We start from the raw sequence: 13547 nt of genomic DNA on the forward strand, positions 1-13547 counted from the left end.
GCCGGCGTGAGCGACGCGAGCCGGTCGGACGACTCTCCCCATAGGTGCAGCCCGAACGGGCTCCAGCAGGCGTGTACGGCGATCACACGAGGTCAGGCGAGGGACGCGCGCCGCGGGCCCTTCCCCCGGCGCGCGCACAATGTACACTTGAAGGCGGGTTTGATGAAGGGGAGGTCAGATGATGATCCGCCACCCGGGATCCAGGAGGCAGCGTGGCAACGAGCTCCGACTCACCTCGCGGGCGTCATCCTGAGGGAGCGCCCGCGCGCAACTCAAACGCGCACAGGACCATGGGCGCGACCGAAGGATCTTGCGTGCGATTCTCGGAGCCGGCTTCCGTGCGTGGAGTCGGCCCCGAGCTTCGCACACAAGATCCTTCGGTCGCCGCCACGGATCACGCGGCGAATCGGGTTCGCGCGGCGGCTCCTCAGGATGACGCGGGCGGGCCGAGGGACCAGGCGCAAGAACGGACCGTTGTCGGACGAATTGCACGCCGAGTTCGACGGCCTGCTTGCACGCTTGCAGACGCCCCGAGCGCGTCAGGCCCTGCGGAAGGCGTTCGCGGCAACTCCGGCCGAGCCGGGCGCGGCGGCGGTCCGATTCAGCGGAAACGCAGGCGGATGAAGCCGATCCGCCGGACTACCCCGGCGGCTGCAGCTCGAAGACGCCGATGGGACGCGGGGTCTCCGCCTCGCCCACTGTCCACTTGGTGAGGCCGATGCGCCAGCCCTCCGCCTCCAGCGCCTCCAGCAGCGTGAAGCTCGTGGCCCGGAACGGGTCCGAGAGCAGGATGCGGCCGCCGGGCGCCAGGTTGCCCTCGAAGATGCGGCGCAGGTCCCCGTGCATCCCCTCGCCGTACAGGATGTCGCTGCCCATGATGACGTCGTAGCGCACCCCGTCGTCCCAAGCCGTCCAGTCCACCAGCCGGTACTCGATGGGTGGCGCGCCGTTGCGCTCGCCGTTGCGCCGGCAGACGGACATGGCCAGCTCCTGCCGGTCCGTCTGCACCACGCGCGCGCCCAGCGATGCGGCCACGATCCCCGGCAGCCCCGTCCCCGCCCCCAGCTCCAGCACCCGCGCGCCCCGCAGCGCCTCGGCGCGGGCGGCCACCTCGTGCGCCAGGGCGATGGCCGCCGGCCACAGCACCACGCCGTACGGCAGGCGCTCCCGGCGCTCGCGCAGGAACTCCTGCTCCTGCCCGCTGCTGAGCACGCTGTCCGTGTGCAGGATGCTCCACGTGCGCCCGCCCAGCCCCAGCCGGTACTCGTGCAGGGGAAAATCCCCCAGCGTGGTGCGCAGCACCTCGTCCCGCGTCGTCGTCTGCCCGCTCATCGGCTCCCGGATCTCGCCCCCGGACGCGCGGCTCGCCCCCCGCGCGGCCGCGGGCGGGCTGCTCGCAAACGCCGCACCCGGCGCGGCGCAGGTTCAACGGCAGCGTACCCCGGCTCCGCGTGGAACCGGGGTACGCTGCTGCCTCTGCTCCCTCTGCGTGAGAACGCAGTTGAAGTGGCTCGCGAGACCTACATCCCCAGGACGCTCGTGCCCTGCTCGAAGATCACGTCCACGGGAATGCCGGCGCCGGCCAAGCGGTCCAGGTCCGCCTGCAGCTGGGCATCCACGCGGCCGTAGCGCTCCATGAACGCCTGCACGCCCGCGTAGTCGCCGTCGCCCTGGTAGCGCAGGATCTGCTCGGAGAGCGCGTCCATGGCCGCGCGGAAGCGGACGGGGTCCACGCGGTACGTGCCCGTGGCCGCGTCACGCGTGAACGCGCCCCGCTCCTTGAAGTAGTTGAAGCGCGCGATGTTGGCCAGCCCGTGCGCGCTGCTGGCGCCGAACCGCACCGAGCGAAAGATGCTGGCCAGGAACGTCACGTAGCTGTCCATGGCGTCGCCCTCCAGCTCGCCCATCTCCTGCAGCTGCACCTGCATCCGCAGCCCCAGCACGTCGGCCTTGCCCTCTTCCAGCGCGCTGGCCTGCTCGCGCAGGGCCTCGCGCACGGTGCCGCGGCCGTTGATGGTGTTCTTGATCCCCAGCCCGTGCGCCACCTCGTGGAACATGGTGTTGCCGAAGAACGCATCGAACGTCACGTGCCGGCGCTGGTCCGGCGCGATGAGCATGTCCGAGATGGGGACGAGAATGCGGTCGAACTTGGCCCGCATGGCGTTGCGCAGCTGCAGGCGCCGCGTGCCCTTCTGCAGCTGCACCTCCTCGTCGTTGGGCAGGTTGATGGCGATGGTCTTGGAGCCCGCGTTGGCCTCGCCCGCGTAGTACACCACGTCGTACGCGTTGAGCTCGCTGTCCGTGCCCGGCGTCTCGCGCTTGTACTCCTCCGGCACGGGCAGCCCCCGCTGCAGCGCGGGCAGCAGCGCGGCGTAGCGCGACAGGCGGCGGCTCCACTCCGGGTCCTTGATCAGCACGTACGCCTCGTACGCCGCCTTGTAGCCGTACAGCTGGTCCTCGTACGTCTCGATGGGGCCGATGACGATGTCCAGCGTGTTGCTCTTCATGTCCAGCCAGGCCAGGTCGCTGGGCTGGTAGTCGTCCGAGAGCAGCGCGTCCGCCCGCAGCTCCAGGTAGCGCCGCAGCCCCGGATCCTGCGCCAGCGCGGCCGCCTCGCGCAGCTTGGCCGCGGCGCGCTGCAGGTTGGGCGCGAACGCCACGTGGTACGGCACGGCCGTCAGCCGCCCCCCGGGGCCGCGGCGCACGAGCGTGTACAGGCCGCGCAGCGAGTCCGCGCGGGCGCCGCCGGCCGCCACCTGCGCGTCGAACTCCTCCTTCGTGACGTCCGCCGGGTACAGGTTGGAGCCGTCGCGCTTGGGGCCCACGCCGGGGACGAAGGGCGCGTTGTCCGCCAGGCGGTCCCACGGGCCGTAGTTGATCTCGGCATAGCGCCGCACACGCGGGTCCTGGATGCTCGCCAGCAGCGAGTCCACGTTGCCGTACGTCTGCTGGCGGAACAGCGCGTCCATCTCGCGCGCCGCGTCGATCAGCAGGGGGATGATGCGGCGGTCCGCGGCGCTCAGCGGCAGGTCCGTCGTGAGCCGCACGGGCGTGTAGCGCGCCAGCTTGATGTCGATGGAATCCTGCGACGCCGCGGCCGTGGAGCCCGACGGCGCGGACGGGGCCGGCGACTGCACGGCGGCCGGCGCGCACGCCGCCAGGGCGCCCAGCGCCGCCGCCGCGAGCGGAGATCTGAGGTTCATGCGAAAAGTGCCTGCGAAGGTTGAGCTTCCACTCCGGATTGCGCGGCAGGATAGTCCCCGCGTTCCCCCTCGGCAAGACGATTCGTCCGCCCGGTGCGGAGGCAACCTTCCGGCCCGGGCTTCCTTTTCCCGATCGCGATCAGGTGGATGATGCGCCCGGGCCGGTACCACGCCTCGCGGCCATCCTCCCACCTCTTCGGAAAAAACGCGGATGCCGTCCCCTCGCCGAAAGCAGCCCCTCTACCAAGGGACGCCGTCCCCCTGCTGGTTCCGTCTGGTCCGCGACCGGCCGTCGCGTGGCAGAAATCGAGCGCTCCCAACCTCCCCGGCAGACCGGCGCCCGGTTCAGCGGCGCTGCAGCATCTGGTCGATCTTGTTCCACTCCTGCGTCAGGTCCGCCCGGTCCTCGGCGTCCAGCGGCTCGCCGTTCTCCGGGTTCAGCAGCTTCATGAGCCGGTCGCGCCGCTGCTCCAGCTTCGCGCGCTCCGCGTCCGTCAGGGTCGAATCCGCCACGCCCGCCTCCGTCGATTTCAGGTTCGTATCCCTCTCACCCGTCACGGCCACCCCCTGATGCGAGAATCGGCCCACGTGCCGCGTCCGTTCGTTAACGAAAGCGCAGCGGGCGCGGAACCGTGACGGTTCTCCGCGCCCGCTTAATATTACAATCACGATTGTATACAAACATGATTGTATTCAATCGTATTTGTAGTCCATCAAGGTTGGAAGACGTCCTTGAGTGACCAGAGGTACACTTCCTCACGGCTCTCCCGCGCCGCTTCCACGAACCGGTCCGTAAACCCCGCCGAAGAAACGTATAGCAACGGCGAGCGCGGCTCCCGCGCGGTGTGCGCCCAGCTCACGCCCGACTGCGCCAGCCGGTCCAGCATCGCGAGGTGCTGCGTGTGAACGGCAACGTCCACCGGGTCCCGGTGCCACTTGATGGAGCCCGTGAGCACCCGGCCGTCCATCAGCATGCTCGCGACGTCCATCTCCAACTGCTTGCGGTCGCGGTCCAGGCCCTCCCAGCGTCCCCATTCCGCCACCAGCGGGAGCCTCAGCCGCCCCTGGAGCCGGTAATACGCCTCCTCCACGATTCCCTCGAAGATCAGCCCCATGTACGAATCCAGGTTGGGAGCAATGTGCTGCTCCCACACGGCACCGGGGTCCTGCGTGGCGAGCGCGCTCTCCAGGGGCGCCACGAACCGGTAGTAGAAACGGAACGCGGGATCGGAGACCCGGTAGCGAAACGGCTCCCGGGACTTTGCACCCAGATTGCGCCCCGCCCGCACGTAATCCAGGCCCATCAACCGCTCCAGCTTGTCGCGGAGCGCGGTGTCCAGCTCCAGACCCGAGCCCTGCGCGATCTCGTTCAGCTGCGTGCGGCCCTCGCCCACGGCGCGGAGGATCGCCACGTACTTGGGGATTTCGCGCAGACCCTGCTCCTGAAGCAGGGCCGTTTGCACCAGCTCGCGTACTTCGCCCGTCGGGTTCAGCATCAGCGACACGGCGTTTTCGCCGACGGTGCGGCCGGGATCCACGGGACTGAGGTAGCGCGGTGTCCCGCCGAAGATGCCGTAGACGTACGCACGGTCCCGGGGATCGGCGTAGCCGGCGAGCTCGCCGGCGTGCCAGTAGTTGAAGGGCCGCAGCTGGCACTGCCACGCGAATCGTCCGTACAGCGGCGAGCCGCCCTCGTTCAGCGCCTCCAGGGTGCGCACGGCGGAGCCCGCGAGCACCAGCACGAGCGGCCGCCGCGGACGGCGCATCTCCCAGACGGCGTTGAGCTCCGACGCCACCGCGTTCAGCTCGCGCGGATTTTCTCCCAGGTACTGGAACTCGTCGAGCGTGACGACCAGCGGCTCCGGTGAGCGAAACTCCAGCAGCAGCCGAAACACGCTGCGCCAGGTGGGATAGTCCTCGGGGTGAATGGTCTCGCCGGACCACTCCGCCAGCGCGGACAGCAGCGCCTCGCGGTTCTGCGTGGGCGTGGTCTCCGCGGCGGTGAAGTAGAACGAGGAAGCGTCGTCTCCCCAGGTCCGCCCCAGCAGGTAGGTTTTCCCCACGCGCCGGCGCCCGTACACCAGGACGAGCTTCTGCTCGCCAGCCGCGAGCAGCTCCCGCAGACGCGCCTGCTCGGTCTCGCGGTCGATCAGTACGTCGGGGTGAGGCATGCGCGCGACCGGGTTACCTGGATACGAAAAGGAATACAACTACGATTGTATACAATCATAATTGTATTCCTTGAAACAGCAACCCTGGGGGGTCAGCCCGCGACGTCGGCGGCGGGGAGGGTGAGGGTAAAGGTGCTGCCCTGGCCGGGCGTGCTCTCCACGGACAGGTCGCCGTCCATCCCGCGCGCCAGGTCGCGGCTGATGGCCAGCCCCAGCCCCGTGCCCTCCGCCGTGCGCGTGAGGTCCGAGCGCACCTGCACGAACGGCTCGAAGATCGTCTCCAGCTTGTCCGCCGGGATGCCGATGCCCGTGTCGCGGACGGCCAGCTGCACGCGATCGCCGTTGCGCGCGCACGTCACCTCCACCCGTCCGCCCCCGTCCGTGAACTTGATGGCGTTGCCCAGCAGGTTCACCAGGATCTGCCGCAGCTTCTCGCCGTCCGCGCGCACGGCGAGCTCCGGCGGCGCGGGGCGGATGACCAGCGCCAGCCGCCGCGCGCGCGCCTGCGGCTCCACGAGCCCCGCCACGGACGACAGCATCTCCTGCACGCGCACGTTGTCCACGTCGTAGCGCACGGTGCCCGTTTCCAGCTTGGCGTAGTTGAGCACCTCGTTGATGAGCCCCAGCAGGTGCCGCTGGCTGAGCTGGATGCGCTCCAGCGCCGTGCGCTGCGCGTCCGTCACGACGCCGTGGATGCCCATCTCCAGCAGCTCCGTGTATCCCCCGATGGCGTTGAGGGGCGTGCGCAGCTCGTGGCTCATCACCGCCAGGAACTCCGTCTTGGCGCGGTTGGCCGCCTCGGCCTCGGCGCGGGCGGCGTGCTCGGCCTCCAGCAGCCGCTCGCGCTCCGCCTCGCCGGTGCGGCGCGCCGTGTCGTCGTGCATGGAGAGCACGGCGCCCAGCACGCGCCCCTCCGCCAGCAGGGGCGCGCAGGTGGTCACCAGGGGGACCAGCGAGCCGTCCTTGCGGATCCAGTGGTCCACGAAGTCCATCACCGGCCGCGCCTCGGAGAGCACCTGGCCCAGGCGGCACTCGTGCATGGGGAACGGGCGGCCGTCCGGGCGCTGGTAGTGCACGGCGTCGTGCAGGATGCGCCCGTGCAGCTCCTCCTGCGTCCATCCCAGGATGCGCTCCGCGGCGGGGTTCATGTACGTGAGGCGCCCCTCGGCGTCCGTCATGCACACGCCCTCGGCCAAGTGCGTGGTGACCAGGCTGGTGACCTCGGCCGCCCGCGCGGCCTGGGCCCAGGCGTGCCGCTCGGCCTCGATGAGCCGCTCGCGCTCTTCCTGGGCCCGCTTGTGCGCGGTGATGTCCTGCACGGCGCCCACGCCGCGCAGCGGACGCGCATCCGCCCCCGGGCCCGAGAACTCCACCCGCCCCTGCACCCGCAGCCACCGCGTCTCGCCGTCCGGGTGCTCCACGCGGTACTCCGTGGCCACGGACGCGCGCCGGGCCGGGTCCATGGCGGCCGCCATCTCGCCCCCCAGCCGCGCCCGGTCGTCCGGGTGCACGCGGGCCACCACCTCGTCCATCCCCACGTCCTCCGCCGACGCGGCGTAGCAGTCCCGGGCGCGGGCGTCCAGGTGAAGGCGGCCGCCGGGCACGTCGTGCTCCCAGATGCCCAGCTCCGCCGCCTCTATGGTCAGCCGCAGCCGCTCCTCGCTGGCGCGCAGGGCCTCCTGCGCGCGGCGGCGCTCCTCGGCGTCCTGGTGCCGCTCCAGCACCAGCGCGGCCGTGCGGGCCAGCATCCCCAGCGACTCCGCCTCCGCCGCGTCCGGCGCGCGGGGAGCGCGGTGGTACAGGGCCAGGGTGCCCAGCACGCGGCCCACGGAGCGGATGGGGAACGACCAGCAGGCGGCGATGCCGTGCTCCCGCGCCAGGTCCAGGTGCGGCGCCCAGTTCGCGTCGGCCGTGACGTCGCGGACGATGACGGCCTCGCCGATGAACGCCACCAGGCCGCACGAGGGGCTGGACGGGTGGATGGGAAAGCCGTCCACCACGCGCGTGTACGCTTCGGACATGCCGGCGCCGGCCGTAAAGCGCAGGACGGGCGCGTGGGGGTCCACGCGAAAGAGCGTGGCCCGCGCGCCGTCGCCGGCAAACTGCTGGGCCGTGCGCACCAGCTGGTCCAGCACCTCGCCCAGCGGGGCGCCGCTGACGGCCATCTCCAGCGCCGCCATCTGCCCCGCCATCCGCGACGTGCCCCGGTCCGCCCGGCCGTCGAGGCCCGGGATCCCGGCCCCCAGGGGAACGGCGACGGCAGAAGAAGATGTGTCTGGAGCGGGCCGCGGATCGAACATGCGTGCCTCGGGGGCGGGGTACGGCGGGCCGGGCGAAGCACGAAGGATAACACCCGCGACGGCGGGGAAACAGATGGTGACCGAGCCCCTCCGCGCCGTCCGGTCGACGCACACCTCGACGCGGACGGGCAGGGCACCCGGAGGCACCCTGCCCGCGCATCCCCCGCGGCGGCTGCCGCCCGCCGCGGGGGAAAACCTGCCTCGGATCCGCCTCAGTGGCTGTGGGCTTCCGCGTGGCCGTGGGTAGCCGCGCCCACCGGGTGGATGTCGAGCACCGTGCCGCTGTACGCGCCCACGCGGGCCACGATCGTGGCGCCGCCCAACTGGGCCGTGAACACGTAGACCGGCTCGTCCGTCCCGGGTCAACCGTGTCCAACGCGCATCTCAACCCACTGGCACTGAACGACTTGCACCGGCCGTCCGCCGCGCGCCGCCGCCGGATCCGCATCTCCCGGACGCGAAGGGGGGACACACGAAAACGCGGGGCGCGGAGAGATGGCTTTCTCTCCACGCCCCGCGTCTGTCCCCGCGCATCCCCCGACCGGCGGGCGGCGGACGGCTATCGCCGCACGTCCACCTCCGTCACCTGCTCGTCCATTCGCTCCTTGTACCGCGCCAGCAGCTTGTTGTACGGGTCGATGCCCGCCCGCGCCGGGCGCCCGGAGACGATCACCGTCACCGTCTGCCGGCCGGCGCGGATGCGGTGCCTGCGCAGGTACAGCGGCCGGCCCGGTGCCTCGCCCCGGCCCGCGGCGAACACGCCCACGTCCACCCACTGGTCCATGGGCACCTCCGTGTGGTTGCCCACGCTGTCGGAGCGCAGCTTGGCCGCGCTTACGTCCAGCGTCACGCGCCACCGGCCGTCGCCCACGGGCTCCGCGCGGGCGCCGTCCGCGCGCAGGTCCCACACGGTGATGGTCTCCAGCAGGTCCGTCAGCACGTAGCGCAGCGAGTCGGGGGTGACGGCCGCCAGCTCCCGGTGCAGGTCCAGCGTGGTAGCGAACGGCGGGCCCCGGTACGCGTGCTCCTGGACCACGCGGCGGAGGGCCGCGTTCACCCGCGCCTCGCCCAGGTAGTCGCGCAGGGCGTACATCACCACGGCGCCCTTGCGGTAGTGGATGTGGTCGTGGTCGCCCGTGAGCATCAGCGGCACCTCGGGGTTGCCGTGGTTGCCCCGCCGGTTGAGGTACTCCACGTGCAGCGTGCGCAGGAACCGGTGGACGGCCTCGTCGCCGTGCTCGCGCTCCATGACCAGGATGGCGCCGTACTGGGCCAGCGTCTCGGAGAGCATGGGCGAGCCCTGCACGTCGGCGCCCATCATCTGGTTGCCCCACCACTGGTGCCCCAGCTCGTGCGCCGTCACCAGGTACGGCGTGTCCAGCACATCGCCCCGCACGCGGGCCAGCAGGCTGGTGCCCTCGGAGAACACCACCATGGCCGGGTACGACCGGGCGAACCGCTGGTACCGCGGGAACTCCACCAGCCGCAGCACGGGGTGCGGATACGGGCCGAACGCGGCCGTGAACTGCTCCAGGGACGCGCGGGCGGCGCGCATCACCCGGTCCACGTTGTACTCGTGGCCGGGGTGGTAGAAGGCCTGGATGCGCACGCCGTTCCACGTGGTCTCGCGCACGGCGTACCGGGCGGAGAGGATGCCGTAGAAGTTCAGCACGGGGGCGTCCGTGCGGTAGTGGAACCAGGCGCGCCCGCCCTCCGTCCACGCGCGCCGCAGCGAGCCCGGCGCCACGGCCGTCTGCCCCGGCGCCGTGCCGACGATCGTCTCCAGCTGGATCCACCCCGCGTCCGACGCGCTGCGGGCCACGCGCACGGCCCGCGCGTCGTGGATGGACGGGCGCGGGGGCCGGGCGGGCAGTCCGTGCGCGCGGCGGGCGGCCGTGCCCGGCACCTCCACGTCGCGCTGGTAGCCGATGGACGGCATCTGCCGCTGCGTGAGAAAGGTGCCGTTGCCCACCACCTCCGTCCGCGGGCGGTCGTTGGTGAAGCCGCGGGGCGCGATCTCCGTCGCGAAGTGCATCCGCAGCGAGTCGCCGGGGGCCAGCGGGCGGTCCAGGCGGTAGATCCAGTAGCCCAGGTCCGCGTCGCGCAGCACCGCCCGCGCCGGCCGGTCAAAGCCGATGGACCGCGCGTGGACGGCGGGGACGAGCGTCACGTGCACGGAGTCGATGGCCACCGAATCCGCGTTCACCAGCACGTAGGTGCCGCGCGTGCGCGCCCGGCCCTCGTCGGGCGTGAGCTCGACTTCCAGCCGCGCCCGCGTGAGCCGCGGCTGGGGGACGAACTCGAAGCGCTTGTACCGCCGCTCGTACTCCGCCCGCTCCGTCTCCTTGTCCAGCGCCGTGCGGTACGCGTTGCGCACGTTGGTGTTGTAGAAGACGAATCCGCCCAGCGACAGGATGAGCGCCACCGCCGCCGCGGCGCCCAGGGCCGCGCCCCGGTTCCAGCGGCGCCGGGCCAGGCGCAGGCGGCGGCGCGCGCCCGTCTCCGTCCCCCGCACCCACGCCAGGCTGGCCACGACGGCCAGCAGCAGCGCCCATCCCGCCCAGTACAGCTTGAACCACAGCACGGGCCCCGCGAACGGGCCAAACCCCGCCATGTCGGAGTACGGCATCCCGGGGTCCGAGCCGTAGACGAGCATGCGGTGCTCGATGCCCAGGGCGCCCGCGAAGCGCGTGGCCAGGTAGAACGCCATCACCAGCACGTGCCCCACGTACTTGTGGTGCGCCAGGGCGTGCACCGTAACGGCCACCACGGCCAGCAGCAGGTAGTCCACGAACGCCGCGCCAAACATCAGGCGCACGTACAGCCACGGCTCCAGCCGGTACACGCCGCCGGCCACCTGCATGCCCATCCCCGCCACCGCCAGCACGGCCTGGACGGCGGCGAGCAACAGGGTGAGTGCCAGGAGCTTGCCCGTCAGGGGCACCCAGTCCGGCAGGGGCGCGGCGTCGGTGATCTCGGCCGTGCGGGCGTCGCGCTCGCGCCACAGGAGCTCGCCGGCGTAGAAGGCCGTGAGCAGCGAAACCAGCGGCCCCACCAACGGGCTCACGAGAAAGCCCGTGACGAACTGCGCCAGGGGCCACGACGGCACGCCGAAGCGGTCGTCCGCCGTGATCTCCCGGCCAAAGAGCACCACGAAGATCACCGCGCCCGCCATCACCGCCACGAAGTCGCGGCTCAACGCGATCTCGCGGAACGACGCGCGGCCGATGGCCGCCACCTGCCGCAGCCGCGCCCCCGCGCCAAAGAAGCGCGGCGCCGCGGGGACGGGGACGGCGGCCCCCTCCGGCGCGGCGTCGCCCGCCGGTTCCCGTCCCCGCCGTCCGCCCTCCGCCGGGTGCGCAAAGCGAAAGCGGCTCCACGTGCCGGCCAGCATCAGCACGGCCAGCGACAGCCAGGTGATGCGGTTCAGCAGCAGGGGGCCGGCCAGGGGCATGAGCCGCGCGTTGCGCTCGGCAAAGGTCCACGCCTCGATGCTCTCGCCCCCGGCCACGATCCCCGACGGGTCCAGGAACCACGCCACGGGCGAGCTCACGACGGCGGACGCGGCGGCCATGGCCACGGTGTAGCCCAGGAACAGCGCCAGGGCGCCCAGGTACCCCGGGAGCGCGCGCCGGCTCAGCAGCGCCAGGCCAAAGAGAACGGCGCCGTTCACCAGCAGGTTGGGCAGGGCGAACAGCAGCAGGGGCTGCAGGTACGGCCAGGGATGGAACGGGCCCAGGTACGCGCGGTCCACCATCATCTCCCCGCCCAGCACCAGCCCCAGGGGCACGGCCAGCAGCAGGACGAGCGCGTTGACGGTGAACGCGCCCGCGAACCGCCCGCCCAGGTACGCCCCGCGGCCCAGCGACAGGGTGTAGAACAGCGGGTTCATCCCCGAGCGGGGGTCGCGGCTGGCGGCGTCCCCAAAGAGCGCGGCGCTCACCAGCACGCCCACGAAGGCGATGACGAGCGTGTTCTCCGCCAGGGTCACGGGCGCCGTGTACAGCGTGCCCGAGCCCGCGTCGTACAGCGCCGCGGAAAAGATGCTGACGACGAGCAGGAGCACGGCGTAGATCCACGTGGACGGCCGGCGCAGGTTCAGCACCAGCTCGTAGCGGTAGATCTCCAGGAACGCCCTCATGGCGCCCCCGCCGGCACGGGCTCCGCCGCGGCCCGGCCGGCGTGCCCCGCCATCGTGGCGAAGTACACGTCCTTGAGGTCCGGCTCCACGGGCTCCCACTCCGCGCCGGGCCGGGTCTCGCCGTACGCGTGGGCCAGCGTGCGGCCGCCCAGCAGCTTGGTGCTGATGACGGCGTGCTCCCGCTCCAGCGCGGACAGGGCGTCGCGCTCCACGGCGCGACGCCAGATGCGTCCGCGCAGCCCGTCCACGGCGCGCTGCGGCTCGTCTTCCAGCAGGATGCGGCCACGGTTGATGATGGCCATGCGGCTGCACAGCTCCGACACGTCCTCCACGATGTGCGTGGACAGGATGACGACGCTGTTCTCGCCCAGGGCGCTCAGCAGGTTCAGAAAGCGCACGCGCTCCGCCGGGTCCAGCCCCGCCGTGGGCTCGTCCACGATGATGAGCCGCGGGTCGCCCAGCAGCGCCACGGCGATCCCGAAGCGCTGGCGCATGCCGCCCGAGAACCCGCCCAGGTTCTTCTTTCGCACGTTCCACAGGTTGGTCTGCCGCAGCGACGCCTCCACCACCGCGCGGCGCGACCGGCGCTCCGTGAGGCCCTTGAGCACGGCAAAGTGGTCCAGCAGGCTTTCCGCGCTCACCCGCGGGTACACGCCGAACTCCTGCGGCAGGTAGCCCAGCGTTCGCCGCAGTGCGTCGCGCTGGAGAACGACGTCGATCTCGCCCAGGTGGATGGTGCCCGTGTCGGGCTCCTGCAGCGTGGCCAGCGTGCGCATGAGGGTGGACTTGCCCGCGCCGTTGGGGCCCAGCAGCCCGTACATGCCGCGGGGAATGGTGAGCGTGACGTCGTCCAGGGCGTGCACGCCGTTGGGGTACGTCTTGGAGACGTTGCGGATCTGCAGTTCCATTGCGAGTCTGCGGGAAAGCGGAGGGACGGTGCGTTTTTCGATCGAGGCGCGGCGACGGGATCGCCCGGCGGGGAGGGGACTGGCCGCGGGTTTGTCGACATCTCTGGAAGGAGCAACGGATGCCGCGCGCCGGATGTTTCAACGCGCCGTGGACGCCCGCGTTCCCGCGCAGGCGGGCCTTTACGGACGCGATCGGGTGATGCGGGGCGGGCTCCGTCGTGGGCCCTCGGCACCCCGACCCGGCGGGAGATCGCCGGTGACAGCGGACGGCGCAGTCCCTGGAGGAACGTTGTCAGGCCCGCTGTTCAGTGGAGCCGAGGAGCGTCAACCTGACAGCGGAGCCCGGATGGGCTTGAAGCTGTTTCCCGCCCATGCTGTCCATTCGGAGCGGAGGAAGGCGCCGGTACGGTCCATCCCGTCGCGCGGAGTCTTGGGCGCCTTCCGACCAAAGAGTCTGGTCGGCCGCGCACAGACCTCGCCCGTGCTGGACCCCGCGCGCGAACTCAGCGCGCGGGCGGGGCCGTGCACTCCGGCAACCGGATCCTTCGGCCGGCCGGCGCCCGATGCACTATGCGACGGGACAGTCTCAGCCGGCGCCCGCCGACCTCGGAATGACAGCACGGGGGAGAAACGGCTCTACGCCACGCCCGTATCGTGAATCGGATGCGGAAGCGGGATGAGGAAGGTCGATTCGCGAATCCGCGACGCGCCTCGCCTTGGCTCGGCGAGAACGCCGCGCGGAACGCCAGGGCCGGCGCCCGGGCCGATGTCCCTGCCGCACGCGGATCGCCGAACGCCGGACGGCGGGAGAGCCGCGCCGCTCC

General features: G+C 71.7%; 8 protein-coding genes. All 8 read right to left on the minus strand.

The annotated features are described in order from the left end of the window. Positions 1-639: 639 nt before the first annotated feature. The 8 genes from VFZ20_RS26105 to VFZ20_RS26140 all read right to left on the minus strand — a co-directional run bounded on the left by VFZ20_RS26105 (position 640) and on the right by VFZ20_RS26140 (position 12723). Positions 640-1332: a class I SAM-dependent methyltransferase gene (locus VFZ20_RS26105; RefSeq protein ID WP_329686903.1), complete on the minus strand. Its 693-nt coding sequence runs from the start codon at positions 1330-1332 to the stop codon at positions 640-642. A 188-nt stretch (positions 1333-1520) separates the two neighbouring features. Next, the gene (locus tag VFZ20_RS26110) at positions 1521-3203 is read right to left on the minus strand and encodes a dipeptidyl-peptidase 3 family protein (protein ID WP_329686904.1); all 1683 of its coding nucleotides are present in this window, start codon (positions 3201-3203) and stop codon (positions 1521-1523) included. Positions 3204-3548: 345 nt separating this feature from the next. Continuing rightward, on the minus strand, positions 3549-3716 hold the full coding sequence (locus tag VFZ20_RS26115; RefSeq protein ID WP_329686905.1) for a hypothetical protein: 168 nt from the start codon (positions 3714-3716) through the stop codon (positions 3549-3551). Positions 3717-3916: 200 nt separating this feature from the next. Then, on the minus strand, positions 3917-5374 hold the full coding sequence (locus VFZ20_RS26120) for an ATP-binding protein (protein ID WP_329686906.1): 1458 nt from the start codon (positions 5372-5374) through the stop codon (positions 3917-3919). A gap of 92 nt (positions 5375-5466) precedes the next feature. After that, entirely contained in the window at positions 5467-7674 is a 2208-nt protein-coding gene (locus tag VFZ20_RS26125; protein WP_329686907.1) for an ATP-binding protein, read from the minus strand. Positions 7675-7886: 212 nt separating this feature from the next. Continuing rightward, complete coding sequence (locus VFZ20_RS26130) at positions 7887-8012, minus strand: hypothetical protein (RefSeq protein ID WP_329686908.1); 126 nt, start codon at positions 8010-8012, stop codon at positions 7887-7889. 221 nt (positions 8013-8233) lie between these two features. Further along, positions 8234-11815 (minus strand): ABC transporter permease/M1 family aminopeptidase, encoded by a 3582-nt coding sequence (locus VFZ20_RS26135; protein ID WP_329686909.1) that lies wholly within the window; start codon positions 11813-11815, stop codon positions 8234-8236. Then, on the minus strand, positions 11812-12723 hold the full coding sequence (locus VFZ20_RS26140) for an ABC transporter ATP-binding protein (RefSeq protein WP_329686910.1): 912 nt from the start codon (positions 12721-12723) through the stop codon (positions 11812-11814). The genes VFZ20_RS26135 and VFZ20_RS26140 overlap by 4 nt, the downstream gene beginning before the upstream one ends. Between the last annotated feature and the right edge of the window lie 824 nt (positions 12724-13547).

Origin of the sequence: Longimicrobium sp., from assembly GCF_036280135.1 — a bacterium.
In the GTDB taxonomy this organism is placed as follows: Bacteria; Gemmatimonadota; Gemmatimonadetes; order Longimicrobiales; family Longimicrobiaceae; genus Longimicrobium.

Coding starts and splice junctions, on each gene's coding strand:
- VFZ20_RS26105 (WP_329686903.1), bottom strand. CDS start 1,332: ATGAGCGGGCAGACGACGACGCGGGACGAGGTGCTGCGCACCACGCTG.
- VFZ20_RS26110 (WP_329686904.1), bottom strand. CDS start 3,203: ATGAACCTCAGATCTCCGCTCGCGGCGGCGGCGCTGGGCGCCCTGGCG.
- VFZ20_RS26120 (WP_329686906.1), bottom strand. CDS start 5,374: ATGCCTCACCCCGACGTACTGATCGACCGCGAGACCGAGCAGGCGCGT.
- VFZ20_RS26125 (WP_329686907.1), bottom strand. CDS start 7,674: ATGTTCGATCCGCGGCCCGCTCCAGACACATCTTCTTCTGCCGTCGCC.
- VFZ20_RS26135 (WP_329686909.1), bottom strand. CDS start 11,815: ATGAGGGCGTTCCTGGAGATCTACCGCTACGAGCTGGTGCTGAACCTG.
- VFZ20_RS26140 (WP_329686910.1), bottom strand. CDS start 12,723: ATGGAACTGCAGATCCGCAACGTCTCCAAGACGTACCCCAACGGCGTG.